The organism is Paraburkholderia sp. SIMBA_054 (genome assembly GCF_046534875.1).
Classification (GTDB): Bacteria; Pseudomonadota; Gammaproteobacteria; order Burkholderiales; family Burkholderiaceae; genus Paraburkholderia; species Paraburkholderia hospita.
On record NZ_JAWRXV010000030.1, the window covers coordinates 14,499 to 31,379 of the forward strand.

Here is a 16,881-nt window from a genome sequence, read left to right on the forward strand (position 1 = left end):
GGTTCGGGAAATTCATTCAGAAGCCCGGTTTGCTGATAACAGCAAACCGGGCTTTTTGCTTTCCTGCAATCCTTTAAGCCGAATGGCTAACCGATACGCCTCTTCTGCATCAGCCTGTACGACCACGTCAGGCGACAAGACGCCCACACACCTATCCCGCAAGTCGTCGCGATGCTCGTTGAAATTCCGCAAAAGTGGCTTTGCTGCTCGCGCTGTCTCCGTCTTAGAGCGTCTTAATTTGGGCTCGATCACGTCATTCATCGTGTTGCCTGACGCGCGTCGTCGCTCGGTCTGAGCGCACGCAGCTTCACTCTTAAACTCGGTTGACAAAAAAAGCCAGCCAACTCCGTCTACACGCGCGTTGTCAGCCTGCTTTAGGAGTCGTCCGATTCAGGCGCTTGCTGTGTCGCAATAAAGTGCATGCACGGTAGGTAGAAGAGGCGGAGTCCTAGCAGTTCTTAGGCAGCTCATCTCAAAAACCGGCTCCGGCGGCGACTTAGCCGGATCAGCTGTCAGGGTTCTTCGGAGCCGGTCTTAACGCTCAATTTTCGCGTAAGCGTCGCATCCACCTGGTAGATGCGAGAGGTATCTCATTGCCGTGCTGGAACGTCCATCGTTGCGCCGGCGATTTTAGAATATTTTTAGGATTGCAAATGAATAGGACTTACCGATCAGTCTGGAACGAATCGACTGGAACTTGGGTCGCCGTGCAGGAGAATGCCAAGGGACGTGCAAAATCGTCCTCGTCATCGAAGGGGGTGTTAGCGCTTTTGGTTGGTTCGGGCGTTCTTATCAGCGCTGGGTCTGCCTTCGCTGGAGCGCTTGATGGTGGGTCGGTAGTGAAGCCTTCGCAGGAAGCAATTGGCCAAGGTGCTAAAGTGACTGCGAACACTAACGACGGCGGAACAGGGGTCGCCATTGGCTTGACCGCTCTAAGTGCCGCCCCCTACGGCACAGCTGTTGGCGGGAATTCGCAAGCGTTGGGGCTGGACGCGACCGCGTTTGGCGCAGGCGCGGTCTCAGGAACTGCCTCCACGCAGGACACGACCGCCGTCGGGTTTATCGCACAGGCGACCGGCAATGCCTCGATGGCGTTGGGCTCAAGGACGAATGCTTCGGGGCTCGGTGCGTTGGTGGTGGGCTATGCAGCGTCGGGATCGGGTAGCTATTCCTCGGCGTTTGGTTTCCAGGCGGCCGCGACGGCGGATACCGCGGTGGCTTTGGGTAGCAGTTCGACTGCCTCCAATAATGCTGCGATCGCGATCGGTGCATCTGCTACGGGCGCGGGCTTGGCATCGCTGGCGCTGGGTCAGGCAAGCAAGACCCTTGGCGACTACAGCGAGGCGATGGGCAACTCCGCTCAAGCACTGGGCACAGGGGACATTGCACTGGGTGCATCAGCAAAGGCTTCGGGTACGGGCACGTCCGCGGCGGCACTCGGCGCCAACGCGCAGGCGACGGGCGCTGGCTCGGCTGCAATGGGCGGCGCCAGCAGCGCTACGGGCAGTCAGTCGACGGCGATAGGCTACGGCGCCAACGTGACGACGGCGAACTCCGTGGCGCTCGGTTCGAACTCTGTGGCGCTCGGTTCGAACTCTGTGGCGAACTCGACGACGCTGACGTCGGCAGGCTTTGCGCCGGTTGGTGGCACGGCGATCTCGGCTTCGACGGCAGCGGGCGGCGAAGTGTCGGTTGGCAAGGCGGGTGCGGAGCGTCGTATTACGAACGTGGCAGCGGGTCTGAACGCTACGGACGCGGTGAACGTGAGCCAGTTGCAGTCGGAAGACGCGAAGGTGAACAACGTTAGCAATAACGTCAGCAACCTGAGCAACAACGTCAGCAACATTGCGGGCAACGTCACCAACATCAGCAACACGGTGAACAACATCAACAACGGTGCTGGTATCACGTATTTCCACGCGAACTCGTCGCTGGTTGATTCGCAGGCGCTGGGTGCAGAGTCGATCGCAATTGGTGGTGGTGCGATTGCTCATAACGCGAACTCGGCTGCGATCGGCAGCAACGCCAATGTAACGGCCGACAATTCGGTCGCGCTGGGTCAAGGTTCGGTGGCCGATCGTGCTAATACCGTGTCGGTGGGTTCGGCGGGCAACGAACGCCAGATCACGAACGTGGCGGCAGGTACGGCGCTGACGATGATTCCGGACGTCGATCAGGGCAAGACGATCGCGGTCGGTATCGGTGCCGGTTCGTACCATGGCTATCAGGCCACTGCGCTGGGTGCTTCGGCACGCATCACGCAGAACATCAAGGTCAAGCTCGGCGCCGGTATCAGCGGCCAAGGCACGACCGTCGGTGTCGGTGCGTCGTATCAATGGTAATCGGGAAGTAGACGTAAGGGCGGTGCAGCAATGACCGCCTGAGCGCAGTCTTCACCAGCAGTAAGCTTCAAAACGAAACGGGCTCCTTCGGGAGCCCGTTTTGCGTTTGTATGTCCGCTTCGTCCTGGTGTCGCGCTTCACCTGCCGTGCATTGCAGTGCGTGCCGGATCACTCACGCGGCCCGTCATCCTGCGGCGTGGCGTGCTCCGACGCACGAAGCAGACCTATTCCTGCGGCCCAGTCCGGCGCCTCGCAATCACATCCTTCGCGCCCGCCAGCTTTTCCGCTAGCTCCGGCCCACGCTGCAACGCGACGCCGACAGCCAGAATGTCGCCGATCGCGAGATGCGACGTGCGCGACGTCATCGGCGAGAAGATGTCGGTGTCTTCATCGACATTCGCGAACAGTCCGATCGACGCGATCCGAGCCAGCGGCGAATTCCCATGCGTCACGGCAATCACTTTCGCGCCCGCGGCGAGCGCGGATTTCGCGGCGTCGATGATGTCGCGCGTGCGGCCCGTATTCGAAATCGCGACGACGACATCGCCTTCGCCCAGCAATCCCGCCGACATCAAAAACGTATGCGGGTCGGAATAAGCGACGCTCGGCATGCCGAGCCGGAAGAACTTGTGCTGCATGTCGAGCGCGGCAATCCCCGAGCCGCCCGCGCCGTAGAACTCGATGCGCTTCGCTTGCGCCAGCAGTTGGATCGCGGCCGCCACGCTGTCGGTCGACAGATTGTTGCGCACCTGGATCAGTGCGCCGATGGTCCGGTCGAGCACCTTCGCGGCGACGCCGGGCGTCGGCTCGTCGGGACGCACGTCGCGATACACGGCGGGCACTTCCGTTGCTATCCCTTGCGCAAGGCGGATCTTGAACTCGCGAAAGCCGGAGAAGCCGAGCGCATGACAGAAGCGCGCGATGGTCGGCTGGCTCACGCCCGCGCGCGCGGCGACCTCCGTCATCGACAGGTCGAGCACTTCGCGCGGCGCCTCGATCACGTAGTCGGCAAGCTTGCGTTCGGATGGGCGCATCTGGTCGCGCATCGCTTCCACCTGGGACAGCATCATCGGGAATCTCGCACTATGCTGAAGAATGCGTGGACTATAGCTGATAGACGAATCAAGTACAAAAACTACATATGTACCGTAGGTGATTACCCTGGTGAACCACGGTAAAACGCCGGAAACGCCAGTACACAAAGGTTTCAGGCCAATTTCGTAGCGGCGCCGATTCAGCAACTGCCACATTGTGTGCGTGTAGTTTTTCTACTAATATCCCGGTTGCCGGCTCTTCATGCCGTTTCCCGCGATACCAATCTGGCGTACAGCGCTCATGTCAAGGCGCGCAGGCCAGCGACGAAGGAGCATCGATGGTTTCCCCGCATTCGCAACTGATGAAAGTCACGAAGCGCGTGATCGAGCGCAGCAAGCCGACGCGCCACGCGTACCTGTCACGCATCGACCAGGCGCAGGGCAAATTCCCGGCGCGCGGCGCGCTGTCCTGCGCGAACCTCGCGCACGGCTTCGCCGGCATGGAGGGCAACGACAAGCTCGTCATCAAGCAGATCCGCCAGCCGAACATCGGCATCGTCTCGTCGTACAACGAGATGCTCTCGGCGCACGCGCCGTACAAGGATTTCCCGGACATCATCAAGGCCGCCGCGCGTGAAAACGGCGGCGTCGCGCAGTTCGCGGGCGGCGTCCCGGCGATGTGCGACGGCATCACGCAGGGCAACGCGGGCATGGAACTGTCGCTGTTCTCGCGCGAAGTGATCGCGATGAGCACGGCCGTCGCGCTCACGCACAACATGTTCGACGCGGCGCTGTGCCTCGGCGTGTGCGACAAGATCGTGCCGGGCCTGTTGATCGGCGCGCTGCAATTCGGCCATCTGCCGACTATCTTCGTGCCCGCCGGCCCGATGACGAGCGGCCTGTCGAACGACGACAAGGCCAAAGTGCGCCAGGAATTCGCGACGGGCCAATGCGGCCGCAATGAACTGCTCGAATCGGAGGCCGCCGCGTATCACAGCCACGGCACCTGCACGTTCTACGGCACGGCCAACAGCAACCAGATGCTGATGGAAATCATGGGCCTGCATCTGCCGGGCTCGGCGTTCGTCCATCCGCATACGCCGCTGCGCGACGCGCTGACTGCGCAAGCTGCGCGCCGCGTGCTCGACCTGACGGTGGACCGCGGCCACTACATGCCGATCGGCCACGTGATCGACGAGAAGGCGATCATCAATGGCATCGTCGGTCTGCTGGCGACGGGCGGTTCGACCAATCACACGCTGCACCTCGTCGCGATCGCGCGCGCGGCGGGCATCATCATCGACTGGGACGACTTCGACACGCTGTCGGCTACGGTGCCGCTGCTCGCGAAGGTGTATCCGAACGGCAAGGCCGACGTGAACCACTTCCACGCGGCGGGCGGCATGGCGTATCTGATTCGCAATCTGCTTGAAGGTGGCTTGCTGCATCACGATGTGAACACGGTCGTCGGCAAGGGTCTTTCGCACTATGCGGAAGAGCCGAAACTGCTCGACGGCAAGTTGACGTGGGTGCCGGCCGCCGCCGAAAGCCACGACACGGCTGTGCTGCGCGCCATCGGCGATCCGTTCCAGCCGGACGGCGGTTTGCGTCTGATGCAAGGCAAGCTCGGCCGCGGCGTGATCAAGATTTCGGCCGTTGCGAAGCAGCATCGGACAGTGAAGGCGCCTGCCATCGTGTTCGATTCGCAGGAAGCCGTGCAGGAAGCCTTCGATAACGGCGAGCTGAAGCGCGACTTCATCGCCGTCGTGCGCTTCCAGGGCGCGCGCGCAAACGGCATGCCCGAGCTGCATCGTTTGACGCCGCTGCTCGGCGTGTTGCAGGATCAGGGTTTCCATGTCGCGCTTGTCACGGACGGCCGCATGTCCGGAGCATCGGGCAAGGTGCCCGCCGTGATTCACGTGTCGCCGGAAACGCTGCTGCAAGGGCCGCTCGGCAAGGTGCGGACGGGCGACATGCTCGTGATTGACGCCGAAGCAGGCGTGCTCGACGTCGAAATCGACGACGCCGAGTGGGCCACGCGTCCGATTGCCGTGTCGCAGCATCAGGCGGAAAACGAAGTGGGCTTCGGCCGTGAGCTGTTCGGTGTGTTCCGTGCGGCGGCGGCGCCGGCGGAGCTCGGTGCATCGGTGTTCGGGCCGCTCGTCGGCGAAGCGTCGCACGCAACTCAGCACGCAACTGGAACGGCAAACGCCGTGGCAAGCGAAGCCAGCCACGCAATGCAGAAATAAAGCGAAAAGGAGTCTGAAGATGACGTCGAAAACAGTCAGCGAAATCGTGCGCCTCGGTCCGGTGATCCCGGTCCTCGCATTCGATACCGTCGAACAGGGCGAACACGTTTCGCGCGCACTGCACGCAGGCGGCGTGAAGGTGCTGGAAATCACGCTGCGCACGCCCGCGGGCATCGGGGCGATCGAGCGCGCGAGCCAGCTTGCCGAAGACATCGTCGTTGGCGTCGGCACGATCACGAGGCCCGAACATTGCGAGCAGGCAAAGAAGGCGGGCGCGCAGTTCGGTGTGTCGCCGGGGCTCACGAAAGATATGCACAAGGCCGCGCAGGACGCCGGTCTGCCGCTTTTGCCCGGCGTAATGACGCCGAGCGACATCATCGTCGCACTCGAACTGGGCTATGAAATCGTCAAGTTCTTCCCTGCGCAACAGGCGGGCGGCATCCCGATGCTGCAAGCTTTCCACGGCCCGTTCCCGACGCTGAAGTTCTGCCCGACGGGCGGCATCACGGCGGAAACAGCGCCAAACTTCCTCGCGCTGCCGAACGTGGTGTGCGTGGGCGGCTCGTGGCTGACGCCGAAGGCGGCGCTCGCTGCGCAGAACTGGGACGAAGTCACGCGTCTCGCGCGCGCTGCGAGCGAACTGGCAGCGCCTGCACACTGATGCGCAGCATCGTGTTTTGAACAAGCGCGGAACCGGCTGCTGTAACGAGCCTCGCCGCTTCAGCTCCTGACGGGCTGCAGCGGCGAGGTTTTTTTGATTTTTGCGTGGGTTTATTCCACGCGCCACCGACGTCAACAAACAGTAAAATTCAGCGTCCGCGAAAGTGCTCGTTCAGAAGGCACTTTCAGCATCCGGAAGCGGGCGAGGTGCCGCAGCACTTTGCAATTCAAACCAACAAAGCAAAGGAGGAGCTTCATGGAAGCTGTCCACGGCAGCATGCTGCTGATCTACGCCGTGATTGCCATTGCGGTGCTGATCCTGATGATCACGCGCTTCAAGGTCTATCCGTTCCTCGTCCTCATTATCGTGTCGTTGCTGCTGGGTCTGGCCGTCGGCATGCCGGCGGGCACGATCGTGAAGTCGTTCGAAACGGGTAACGGCAATACGCTGGGTCACATCGCGATCGTCGTCGGCCTCGGCACGATGCTCGGCAAGATGATGGCCGAATCGGGCGGTGCCGAGCGCATCGCCACCACGCTAATCAACTGGTTCGGTGAAAAGAACATTCACTGGGCGATGATGTTCGTCGCGATCATCGTCGGCTTGCCTGTGTTCTTCGAAGTCGGCTTCGTGCTGCTGATTCCCATCGCGTTCAACGTCGCGAAACGCACAGGCAAATCGCTGCTGCTGATCGGCCTGCCGATGGTCGCGGGTCTGTCCGTCGTGCACGGCCTGATACCGCCGCACCCGGCTGCGCTGCTTGCGGTGCAGGCGTATCACGCGGACATCGGCCGCACGATCGCGTACGGGCTGCTCGTCGGCGTGCCGACGGCGATTGTCGCTGGTCCGCTGTTCGCGCTGCTGATTCACCGTCATATCAAACTCGCGGAAAACAATCCGCTCGCCGCGCAGTTCGTCGATACCGAACATCAGGCGGGCTCGCGCGAGCTGCCGGGCTTTGGTATCACGCTCTTCACGATCCTGCTGCCTGTGATCCTGATGCTGATCGGCAGTTGGGCCGATCTCGTGTTCGCGCCGAAAACGACGCCGAACGATCTGCTGAAGTTCATCGGCACGTCCGATGTTGCGCTGCTGATTGCGGTGCTCGTCAGCTTCTGGACGTTTGGCGCGAGCCGCGGCTTTAACCGCGAGCAGATCCAGAAGTTCTGCGGCGAATGTCTTGCGCCGATCGCGGGCATTACGCTGATCGTCGGCGCGGGCGGTGGTTTTGGCCGCGTACTGATGGATAGCGGCATCTCGAAGCAGATCGTCGAAACGGCGACCTCTGCGCATCTGTCGCCGTTGCTGCTCGGCTGGTTCGTTGCCGCGCTGATCCGTCTCGCGACGGGTTCGGCGACGGTTGCAATGACGACGGCCTGCGGCATCGTCGCGCCGATTGCGCAGGCGAGCGGTGTGCAGGTGAAGCCGGAACTGCTGGTGCTTGCGACGGGCTCGGGCTCGCTGATTTTCTCGCATGTCAACGACGGCGGTTTCTGGCTGATCAAGGAGTATTTCGGAATGACGGTGGGGCAGACGTTCCAGACGTGGTCGCTCTGCGAAACCATCATTTCGCTGATGGGCTTGGGTTTGACCTTCGCATTGGCGGCGGTCCTGTAAGGAGTTTCAGATGATTTTGATCGCGATGGGCGTGTCGGGCGCCGGCAAGACCCGCATTGGCGAAATGCTGGCGGAGCGGCTCAAGTGCAGCTTCACGGATGGCGATGCGTTTCATAGCGCTGCCAACAAGGAGAAGATGCACAACGGCATTCCGCTGACGGATGATGATCGCTGGCCGTGGCTCAGGACGATTCGCGCTGCGATCGAGGAGAAGCAGGCGGCGAATGAGGATGCGGTGTTTACTTGTTCGTCGTTGAAGCGTTCTTATCGCGACATCCTGCGTGCGGGCGATAAGGATGTTTGCTTCGTCTATCTCAAGGGCTCGCAGGAAGTGCTGCAGGAGCGTCTGCAGACACGCACGGGGCATTTCTTTGATCCTTCGTTGCTGCAGAGCCAGCTCGATACGCTGGAAGAGCCTGGCGATGATGAGGCGATTACTGTCAGTATCGAGCTCACGCCTGAGGAGATTGTCGAGGAGACGCTCAGTAAGTTTCGCGCGAGGTAGGGTTTTGTAGTCGTTGATTGATGGCCCGCTAGCGGTGGTTGTTTTCGCTGCGCGGGCCGTTTTTGTTTGTGGTTTTGGTGTTGCGCTGGTAGCTGCGGTTTGGCTTCGTGGCGTGGACGGTTTGGTTTGCTAGTGTTTTCGCTGGCATCCGCGTTACGGTGTTTGCCGTTCAGGCGTCGCCCCTGTGCGGGGCGGCACCTACTTTTCTTTGCCGACCGCAAAGAAAACTAGGCAAAAGAAAGCGGCTAACACCGCCAACATTTCTTCCTGCCTGAGGGCCCTCAACCGGTCCCACACTTCACGCGGCAGCGTCTTTGTTCGCGTGCGTTGCCAACGCTTCGAATGAACGCCTCACCCACTTCAAACGCCCGCTCAAGGGCTGGCGGCAGCGAATGGTTTCTGCCGCCCAGGTGGCAAACTGTGTGTAGGTTGTCGCGACGTATGGCTTGGCGCTCTTACAGGGTGGAGCGCGTGCTATCGGTCCGAAGTGAGGCGTGTGTGGTGCTACGGCCTACACACAGTTTGCCGCTATAGAACGTGGGAAATTTGATAGGGCATGTTGCGATGCGGGCGCATGAAGCGGGTGAGCCGTCAGTTCAGGGCGTTGGCAACAAACATGAGTCACGTGGTTGCCGTGTGAAGCGTGGGACCCTTTGGGGGCCCTCAGCCAAGGACAAGAATTAGCGGTGTGAGCCGCTTTCTTTTGCCTACTTTTCTTTGCGGCGGCAAAGAAAAGTAGGTGCCGCCCCGCACAGGGGCGACGCTTGAAGGACAAAGGCAAATCGCGGATGCCAGCGCAAGCGCAAAGCAAACCACATCGAAAAGCCTGCGAACAGCAAAACCAAAACCAAACGCCGCCGCAGGCAATAAACGACTACTTGATCCGCTTGGCCAATTCGGCAGCCTTGCCGACATAAGACCCCGGCGTCATGGCAAGCAGACGCTCCTTAGCATCAGCAGGAATAGCAAGACCATTAATAAAAGTCTGCAACGCATCCCGCGTGATGCCCTTCCCACGCGTCAGCTCCTTCAACTGCTCATACGGATTCTCGATACCATATCGACGCATGACAGTCTGCACAGGCTCAGCCAGCACTTCCCAAGTCGCATCAAGATCATCGTTCAGCCGCTGCGGGTTCACCTCAAGCTTATCCAACCCACGATTAAGCGCGTCATACGCCAGCAACGAATACCCAAACGCAACACCAATATTCCGCAACACCGTCGAATCGGTCAGATCCCGCTGCCAACGCGAAACCGGCAGCTTATCTGCCAGATGCCGCAGCGTGGCATTCGCAAGTCCGAGGTTACCTTCCGAGTTTTCGAAGTCGATCGGATTGACCTTGTGCGGCATCGTCGACGAACCGATCTCGCCTGCCTTCGTCCTCTGCTTGAAGTAGCCGATCGAGATATAACCCCACACATCGCGGTCGAGGTCGAGCAGGATCGTATTCGCGCGCGCCACGGCATCGAACAGTTCGGCCATGTAATCGTGCGGCTCGATCTGGATCGTGTACGGATTGAACGTCAGCTTCAGACGCTGTTCGACGACTTCCTTCGAAAACGCTTCCCAGTCGAACTCCGGATACGCAGACAGATGCGCATTGAAGTTGCCGACCGCACCGTTCATCTTGCCGAGCAGTTCGACCTTAGCGATGCGGTCGATCGCACGCGACAGGCGCGCGGCGACGTTCGCCATTTCCTTGCCGAGCGTGGTCGGGCTGGCCGGCTGGCCATGCGTGCGCGAGAGCATCGGCTGATCGGCCTGCGCATGCGCGAGCGCGACGAGGCGTTGATGCACGGCGCGCAGCGCCGGCAGGATCACGTGTTCGCGTGCGCCGGCGAGCATCAGGCCGTGCGACGTGTTGTTGATGTCTTCCGACGTGCACGCGAAGTGGATGAACTCGCTCGCGCGTTCCAGTTCCGGCTGACCCTTCACCGATTCCTTCAACCAGTACTCGACAGCCTTCACGTCGTGATTCGTCACGCGCTCAATGTCCTTGATGCGCGCGGCGTCATGCGCGGTGAAGCGCTCGACGAGTTGCAGCAGGAATTGCTCCGACGCTTCCGAGAAGCGCGGCACTTCGGCGAAACCGGCATGCGACAACGCGATCAGCCAGTGAATTTCCACCTTCACGCGATGGCGCATGAACGCGGCTTCCGAAAGCCAGTCGCGCAGGGCTTCGGTTTTCGATGCGTAACGGCCGTCGAGCGGGGACAGGGCGGTCAGCGCGAAGAGAGTGTCGGGGCGGGTGTCGGACATGATGGGAGGGGCAGGAACGGTGAAGAGTCGGTGACAGATACAAGCGGGGAGAACCGCGAATTTTACCACTTTAGGACATCGGCCCCGGCGCGCGGCCCGGCGCCGCTAGAATGCAGGCTTTCCGTTACTGGTGGAGCGCTGGTCCGTATGGAACTGAAATGGCTCGAAGACTTCGTGTCGCTGGCGGAAACGCGCAGTTTCAGCCGCTCGGCGGAGCTGCGGCATGTGACTCAGCCCGCTTTTTCGCGGCGCATCCAGGCGCTCGAGGCATGGCTCGGCACGGAATTGATCGACCGTTCGGTTTACCCGACGCGCCTCACGGCGGCGGGCCAGGTCTTCTACGAGCAGGCGCTCGCGATGCTGTCGCAGTTCCACGAGGCGCGCACGCTGTTGCGCGGCCATACGGCGACGCCCGCCGCGACGATCGAGTTCGCGGTGCCGCATACGCTGTCGCTCACCTACTTCCCGCGCTGGCTGCAGCGCATCGAGGCGCAGCTCGGACCAATCCATACGCGGCTGCGCGCGCTGAATGTGCACGACGCGGTGCTGTCGCTGGTCGAAGGCGGCTGCGATCTGGTGATGGGCTATCACCATCCGAGCCACCCCGTGGCGCTCGATCCAGCGCGCTACGACATGCTGACGCTCGGCATCGAAGCGATCAGCCCGTTCTCCGCGCCGGGCAAGGGCGGCCGCCCGCGCTACACGCTGCCCGGCACGTCGGACGCGCCGACGCCGTATCTCTCGTACACGCCGAATGCCTATCTGGGGCGCATGACGGAAGTGATCTTCGCGACATCGCCGGGGCGTCTTTATCTCGATCGCGTGTATGAAACGGACATGGCCGAAGGACTGAAGGCGATGGCGCTCGCCGGACACGGCGTCGCGTTCCTGCCGCACAGCGCCGTCGAAGACGCCGTCGCGGACGGCCGTTTGATCCGGCTCGACCGCGCGTCGCGTGGCGTCGCGCAAGGTCAGCTCACGCTGACGATGGAGATCCGCCTTTACCGCGACAAACTCGCCGTGCAGACCGACGACGCACGCCAGCAACTCGTGCGAGCGTTGTGGGACGTCGTGAGCACGGAACTCACGCAAGCCTCGAGGTAGCTATCGGTAAAACAAGAGTGCATTGCCGGATGCGCAAATAACGGCATTGCGACACGCATTTGCGCTTTCCCCAGCGTTATGCAAGAAAAACATAAGGGGATGACCAAACGGCATTGGACCCTTTCAGCGCTTTTTTTCGACAATGGCGTCACCCGATAAAAACGCTGGAGCGTTCATGTCTACCGCGGCAAATCAGCAGTCCATCCCGTCCTACCTTCATGCCGACGATCTCGGTCCCTGGGGCAACTATCTCCGTCAAGTCGATCGCGTCGCGCCGTATCTGGGCCCGTTGTCGCGCTGGCTCGAAACGCTCAAGCGCCCGAAGCGCATTCTCATCGTCGACGTGCCCATCGAACTCGATAACGGCACGGTTGCGCACTTCGAAGGCTATCGCGTGCAGCACAACGTGTCGCGCGGTCCGGGCAAGGGCGGCGTGCGTTATCACCAGGACGTGACGTTGTCGGAAGTGATGGCGCTGTCCGCGTGGATGTCGGTGAAGAACGCGGCCGTGAACGTGCCGTACGGCGGTGCGAAGGGCGGCATCCGTGTCGATCCGCGCACGCTGTCGCGTGGTGAACTGGAGCGCGTGACGCGCCGCTACACCAGCGAAATCGGCATCATCATCGGACCGAACACCGACATCCCCGCGCCGGACGTGAACACGAACGAGCAGATCATGGCGTGGATGATGGACACGTACTCGATGAACCAGGGCCAAACGGCCACGGGCGTCGTGACGGGCAAGCCGATCACGCTGGGCGGCTCGCTCGGCCGTCGTGAAGCGACGGGCCGCGGCGTGTTCGTCGTCGGCTGCGAAGCGGCGCGCCGTATCGGCATGGACATCGAAGGCGCGCGCATCGCCGTGCAAGGCTTCGGTAACGTCGGCGGCATCGCGGCGCGTCTGTATCAGGAAGCGGGCGCGAAGGTCGTCGCCGTGCAGGATCACACGGGCACGGTGTACAAGGAATCGGGCATCGACGCCGTGGCGCTGCTCGACCACGTCGCGAAGCATGGCGGCGTCGGTGGTTACGCCGAAGCCGACACGATCGCCAACGATGACTTCTGGACGGTCGAATCGGACATCCTGATTCCGGCTGCGCTGGAAAACCAGATCACCGAGAAGAACGCGGGCAAAATTCGTACGAAGATCGTCGTGGAAGGCGCGAACGGCCCGACCACGACGGCCGCCGACGACATCCTGCACGACAAGGGCATCCTCGTGATTCCCGACGTCGTCGCGAATGCGGGCGGCGTGACGGTGTCGTACTTCGAATGGGTGCAGGATTTCTCGAGCTTCTTCTGGACGGAAGACGAGATCAACGAGCGTCTCGAACGCGTGATGCGCGAAGCGTTCGCGGCCGTGTGGCAGGTGGCGAGCGAGCAGAAGGTGTCGGTGCGTACGGCGGCGTTTATCGTTGCTTGCAAACGCATCCTTCAAGCACGCGAAATGCGCGGCCTGTATCCCTGATACGGCGCGGCTGTCTGGCAACAGATGGCCGGTCACATGACGGACATGGCGCCCGGCCTGGAGGCGGGCGCCGCGCAACAACGCTTCACGAGCGCGAATCGACGGACTCGCGCAGAATATCGGGCGGACGGCATCTTCGGGTGCCGTCCGCTTTTGTGCAGTTGAAGATGCACCCGAACCGGCAAAAACGACGCATCCGATGACGTTTGCATCGCTCCGGTGAAGGCGCTGTAAGCCAATACTGGCGCCGCCCCGCGCAAAGTGGTGGCTTTATGCAACACCACACGCTGAACATGGTTAACAACCATACTTTCAGAATAATTACTGAGATACACTGGCGCCGGTTCTTGCCAAGGAGATCACAAATGAAGGTTAAAAAAGCTGCGCTGCTTCTCGCGACTCTGGGATTGTTTACGGTAGGCGCGCATGCGCAGGACGCCGGCACGCTGAAGAAGATCAAGGACACGGGCGTCATTTCGTTGGGCCACCGCGAATCGTCGATTCCGTTTTCGTACTACGACGACAAGCAGAACGTGGTCGGCTACTCGCAGGAATTCGCGCTGAAGGTCGTGGATGCCGTCAAGCAGAAGCTGAACATGCCGGACCTGAAGGTCAAGCTGACGCCGATCACGTCGCAAAACCGCATTCCGCTGGTGCAGAATGGCACCGTCGACCTCGAATGCGGCTCGACCACGAACAATGCTGAACGTCAGCAACAGGTCGCGTTCTCGAACACGATTTTCGTGATCGGCACGCGCCTGATGACGAAGAAAGACTCCGGTGTCAAAGACTGGGCGGACCTGAAGGGCAAGACCGTCGTGACGACGGCTGGTACCACGTCCGAGCGCCTGCTTCGCAAGATGAACCAGGACAAGAACATGGGCATGAACATCATCAGCGCGAAGGACCACGGCGAGTCGTTCCTGACGCTGTCGACGGGCCGCGCTGCCGCGTTCATGATGGACGACGCACTGCTCGCCGGCGAGCGCGCGAAGTCGAACACGCCGAACGATTTCATCATCGTCGGCGCGCCGCAATCGCATGAAGCGTACGGCTGCATGCTGCGCAAGAACGATCCGGAGTTCAAGAAGGTTGTCGACGACGCGATCGCCAAGGTCGAAACCTCGGGCGAAGCCGACAAGATCTACAAGAAGTGGTTCGAATCGCCGATTCCGCCGAAGGGCCTGAACCTCGCCTTCCCGGAAAGCGACGACATCAAGGCGCTGTACAAGGCGCCGAACGACAAGGCAATCGACTAACCCTCGAACAACCGTTAGCTGAACAGTCAACGTGTTGAACAGAACGGAAGGGGCAAGCGCTTCTTCCGTTTCTTTTTGTTGGAGTCTTCGTCATGTCATACCACTGGAACTGGGGCATTCTGCTGAGTCCGGTTTCCACCGGCGAGCCGACCACCTATCTTGGCTGGCTGCTGTCCGGTCTCTGGGTGACGGTCACCGTTTCGCTGTGCGCGTGGGTGATCGCGCTGATCGTCGGGTCGTTCTTCGGCGTGCTGCGGACGGTCCAGAACCCGCGCGTCGCGGCAATCGGCACGGTGTACGTCGCCATCTTCCGTAATATCCCGCTGATCGTTCAGTTCTTCGTCTGGTATCTGGTGATACCGGAACTGTTGCCGGTATCCATCGGCACATGGTTCAAGCAACTGCCGCCCGGCGCGCAGTTCTTCTCGTCGTCGATCATCTGTCTCGGGCTGTTCACCGCCGCACGCGTGTGCGAGCAGGTGCGCTCGGGCATCAACGCGCTGCCGCGCGGCCAGCGCTTCGCCGGTTTCGCGCTCGGCCTGACGCAATGGCAGACGTACCGCTACGTGCTGTTGCCCGTTGCGTACCGGATCATCGTGCCGCCGCTCACGTCCGAGTTCCTGAACATCTTCAAGAACTCTGCCGTCGCATCGACCATCGGTCTGCTCGATCTGTCCGCCCAGGCGCGCCAGCTCGTCGACTACACGGCGCAGACGTATGAGTCGTTCATCGCCGTCACGGTTGCGTATCTGCTCATCAACATGATCGTGATGACGCTGATGCGCATCGTCGAAGCCAAGAGCCGGCTGCCTGGCTATATCGGAGGCAAGTGATGCATCATTTCGACTGGAGCGGTATTCCGGGCACACTGCCGACGCTATGGACGGGTGCCGTCGTCACTTTCAAGATCACGATTCTCGCGATCGTGATCGGCATCGTGTGGGGCACGGTGCTCGCGATCATGCGGCTGTCGTCGTTCAAGCCATTCGAGTGGTTCGCGAAGATCTACGTGACGCTGTTCCGCTCGATCCCGCTCGTGATGGTTCTGCTGTGGTTCTTCCTGATCGTGCCGCAGGTGCTGCAGAACGTGCTGGGACTTTCCGCCGACATCGATATCCGACTCGCGTCGGCGATGGTCGCGTTTTCGCTGTTCGAAGCCGCGTACTACTCGGAAATCATCCGCGCCGGCATTCAGGCGGTGCCGCGCGGCCAGGTGTACGCGTCGTACGCGCTCGGCATGAGCTACCCGCTGGCGATGCGCCTCGTCGTGCTGCCGCAGGCGTTTCGCGCGATGGTGCCGCTGTTGCTCACGCAAGCCATCGTGCTGTTTCAGGATACGTCGCTCGTCTACGTGATCAGCCTCGCCGACTTCTTCCGCACGGCCACGAATATTGGCGACCGTGACGGCACGAACGTCGAAATGGTACTGTTCGCCGGTGCGTGTTACTTCGTGATCTGCGTGGTCGCGTCGAGCCTCGTCAAAAGTCTTCAGAAAAAGGTCGCAAGATGATCTCTATCAAGAATGTGTCGAAGTGGTACGGCCAGTTCCAGGTGCTGACCGACTGCACGACGGAAGTGAAAAAGGGCGAAGTGGTCGTCGTGTGCGGCCCGTCGGGTTCGGGCAAATCGACGCTGATCAAGACGGTCAACGGGCTCGAGCCGTTCCAGAAGGGCGAAATCGTGATCAACGGCCAGTCGCTCACTGACAAGAAGACGAACCTGTCGAAGCTGCGTTCGAAGGTCGGCATGGTGTTTCAGCACTTCGAGCTGTTCCCGCATCTGTCGATCACCGAGAACCTGACGCTCGCGCAGGTCAAGGTGCTCGGCCGCTCGAAGGACGAAGCGACCGCGAAGGGCCTGAAGCTGCTCGATCGCGTCGGCCTGCGTGCGCATGCGGACAAGTATCCGGGGCAGTTGTCGGGTGGCCAGCAGCAGCGTGTGGCGATTGCGCGCGCGCTGTCGATGGACCCGATTGCGATGCTGTTCGACGAACCCACTTCCGCGCTCGATCCTGAAATGATCAACGAAGTGCTCGACGTGATGGTCGAGCTGGCGCAGGAAGGCATGACCATGATGTGCGTGACGCACGAAATGGGTTTTGCGAAGAAGGTCGCGCATCGCGTGATCTTCATGGACAAGGGCCTCATCGTCGAAGACGACCGCAAGGAAGACTTTTTTGCGAATCCGAAATCGGATCGCGCGAAAGATTTTCTCGCAAAGATTCTGCATTGAAATCAGCCTGCGCAAGCAAAAAAGCCGCTCTTTTCAAGAGCGGCTTTTTTTATCTTTTTAATCGGGCATGGGGTGCGAGTTTCACAAATTTATAACCGACGTTTTACGTTAGGACTATTACCTATTAAAAGATATCTTAATCGGATT

Annotated in this window: 14 protein-coding genes; 11 read left to right on the forward strand and 3 right to left on the reverse strand. The window is 60.9% G+C overall.

What is annotated here, in order from left to right:
• Positions 1-12: 12 nt before the first annotated feature.
• The gene (locus SB822_RS31135) at positions 13-261 is read right to left on the reverse strand and encodes a hypothetical protein (protein ID WP_131542661.1); all 249 of its coding nucleotides are present in this window, start codon (positions 259-261) and stop codon (positions 13-15) included.
• Between the two features lie 392 nt (positions 262-653).
• On the opposite strand from SB822_RS31135, the gene SB822_RS31140 reads away from it, so the two are divergent.
• The gene (locus SB822_RS31140; protein ID WP_410856399.1) at positions 654-2,342 is read left to right on the forward strand and encodes a YadA-like family protein; all 1,689 of its coding nucleotides are present in this window, start codon (positions 654-656) and stop codon (positions 2,340-2,342) included.
• Between the two features lie 224 nt (positions 2,343-2,566).
• Here the strand turns inward: SB822_RS31140 and SB822_RS31145 are convergent, their stop codons facing one another.
• Positions 2,567-3,412 (reverse strand): MurR/RpiR family transcriptional regulator, encoded by an 846-nt coding sequence (locus tag SB822_RS31145; protein WP_007588535.1) that lies wholly within the window; start codon positions 3,410-3,412, stop codon positions 2,567-2,569.
• A 302-nt stretch (positions 3,413-3,714) separates the two neighbouring features.
• On the opposite strand from SB822_RS31145, the gene edd reads away from it, so the two are divergent.
• The 4 genes from edd (at position 3,715) to SB822_RS31165 (ending at position 8,408) form a co-directional block, all read left to right on the forward strand.
• The gene (edd, locus tag SB822_RS31150) at positions 3,715-5,625 is read left to right on the forward strand and encodes a phosphogluconate dehydratase (RefSeq protein WP_007588534.1); all 1,911 of its coding nucleotides are present in this window, start codon (positions 3,715-3,717) and stop codon (positions 5,623-5,625) included.
• 19 nt (positions 5,626-5,644) lie between these two features.
• Entirely contained in the window at positions 5,645-6,286 is a 642-nt protein-coding gene (gene eda, locus SB822_RS31155; RefSeq protein WP_079486953.1) for a bifunctional 4-hydroxy-2-oxoglutarate aldolase/2-dehydro-3-deoxy-phosphogluconate aldolase, read from the forward strand.
• A gap of 255 nt (positions 6,287-6,541) precedes the next feature.
• The gene (locus SB822_RS31160; protein ID WP_007588531.1) at positions 6,542-7,903 is read left to right on the forward strand and encodes a GntP family permease; all 1,362 of its coding nucleotides are present in this window, start codon (positions 6,542-6,544) and stop codon (positions 7,901-7,903) included.
• A 10-nt stretch (positions 7,904-7,913) separates the two neighbouring features.
• On the forward strand, positions 7,914-8,408 hold the full coding sequence (locus SB822_RS31165) for a gluconokinase (RefSeq protein ID WP_079498890.1): 495 nt from the start codon (positions 7,914-7,916) through the stop codon (positions 8,406-8,408).
• An 874-nt stretch (positions 8,409-9,282) separates the two neighbouring features.
• On the opposite strand, the gene purB is transcribed toward SB822_RS31165, so the two are convergent.
• A complete protein-coding gene (purB, locus tag SB822_RS31170) occupies positions 9,283-10,671 on the reverse strand; it encodes an adenylosuccinate lyase (RefSeq protein WP_007587428.1) in 1,389 nt (462 codons plus the stop codon).
• A gap of 147 nt (positions 10,672-10,818) precedes the next feature.
• Between purB and SB822_RS31175 the strand changes: the two genes are divergently transcribed.
• From SB822_RS31175 to SB822_RS31200, 6 genes are all read left to right on the forward strand, one after another.
• On the forward strand, positions 10,819-11,775 hold the full coding sequence (locus tag SB822_RS31175; RefSeq protein ID WP_007587429.1) for a LysR family transcriptional regulator: 957 nt from the start codon (positions 10,819-10,821) through the stop codon (positions 11,773-11,775).
• 175 nt (positions 11,776-11,950) lie between these two features.
• A complete protein-coding gene (locus tag SB822_RS31180) occupies positions 11,951-13,243 on the forward strand; it encodes a Glu/Leu/Phe/Val family dehydrogenase (RefSeq protein WP_410856356.1) in 1,293 nt (430 codons plus the stop codon).
• Between the two features lie 365 nt (positions 13,244-13,608).
• Positions 13,609-14,502, forward strand: a complete 894-nt coding sequence (locus SB822_RS31185) for a glutamate/aspartate ABC transporter substrate-binding protein (protein WP_007587431.1) — start codon at positions 13,609-13,611, stop codon at positions 14,500-14,502.
• 92 nt (positions 14,503-14,594) lie between these two features.
• Positions 14,595-15,335, forward strand: coding sequence for an amino acid ABC transporter permease (locus SB822_RS31190; RefSeq protein WP_007587432.1), 741 nt, complete (start codon positions 14,595-14,597; stop codon positions 15,333-15,335).
• Positions 15,335-16,012: a glutamate/aspartate ABC transporter permease GltK gene (gltK, locus tag SB822_RS31195; RefSeq protein ID WP_410856357.1), complete on the forward strand. Its 678-nt coding sequence runs from the start codon at positions 15,335-15,337 to the stop codon at positions 16,010-16,012. The genes SB822_RS31190 and gltK overlap by 1 nt, the downstream gene beginning before the upstream one ends.
• Positions 16,009-16,734, forward strand: coding sequence for an amino acid ABC transporter ATP-binding protein (locus SB822_RS31200; RefSeq protein ID WP_042308020.1), 726 nt, complete (start codon positions 16,009-16,011; stop codon positions 16,732-16,734). The genes gltK and SB822_RS31200 overlap by 4 nt, the downstream gene beginning before the upstream one ends.
• The last annotated feature ends 147 nt before the right edge of the window (positions 16,735-16,881 follow it).

What these genes read in the sequence shown, in the direction of transcription:
- SB822_RS31135 (WP_131542661.1), bottom strand. Translation starts at nt 261, where the DNA reads ATGAATGACGTGATCGAGCCCAAATTAAGACGCTCTAAGACGGAGACA.
- SB822_RS31140 (WP_410856399.1), top strand. Translation starts at nt 654, where the DNA reads ATGAATAGGACTTACCGATCAGTCTGGAACGAATCGACTGGAACTTGG.
- SB822_RS31145 (WP_007588535.1), bottom strand. Translation starts at nt 3,412, where the DNA reads ATGATGCTGTCCCAGGTGGAAGCGATGCGCGACCAGATGCGCCCATCC.
- edd (WP_007588534.1), top strand. Translation starts at nt 3,715, where the DNA reads ATGGTTTCCCCGCATTCGCAACTGATGAAAGTCACGAAGCGCGTGATC.
- eda (WP_079486953.1), top strand. Translation starts at nt 5,645, where the DNA reads ATGACGTCGAAAACAGTCAGCGAAATCGTGCGCCTCGGTCCGGTGATC.
- SB822_RS31160 (WP_007588531.1), top strand. Translation starts at nt 6,542, where the DNA reads ATGGAAGCTGTCCACGGCAGCATGCTGCTGATCTACGCCGTGATTGCC.
- SB822_RS31165 (WP_079498890.1), top strand. Translation starts at nt 7,914, where the DNA reads ATGATTTTGATCGCGATGGGCGTGTCGGGCGCCGGCAAGACCCGCATT.
- purB (WP_007587428.1), bottom strand. Translation starts at nt 10,671, where the DNA reads ATGTCCGACACCCGCCCCGACACTCTCTTCGCGCTGACCGCCCTGTCC.
- SB822_RS31175 (WP_007587429.1), top strand. Translation starts at nt 10,819, where the DNA reads ATGGAACTGAAATGGCTCGAAGACTTCGTGTCGCTGGCGGAAACGCGC.
- SB822_RS31180 (WP_410856356.1), top strand. Translation starts at nt 11,951, where the DNA reads ATGTCTACCGCGGCAAATCAGCAGTCCATCCCGTCCTACCTTCATGCC.
- SB822_RS31185 (WP_007587431.1), top strand. Translation starts at nt 13,609, where the DNA reads ATGAAGGTTAAAAAAGCTGCGCTGCTTCTCGCGACTCTGGGATTGTTT.
- SB822_RS31190 (WP_007587432.1), top strand. Translation starts at nt 14,595, where the DNA reads ATGTCATACCACTGGAACTGGGGCATTCTGCTGAGTCCGGTTTCCACC.
- gltK (WP_410856357.1), top strand. Translation starts at nt 15,335, where the DNA reads ATGCATCATTTCGACTGGAGCGGTATTCCGGGCACACTGCCGACGCTA.
- SB822_RS31200 (WP_042308020.1), top strand. Translation starts at nt 16,009, where the DNA reads ATGATCTCTATCAAGAATGTGTCGAAGTGGTACGGCCAGTTCCAGGTG.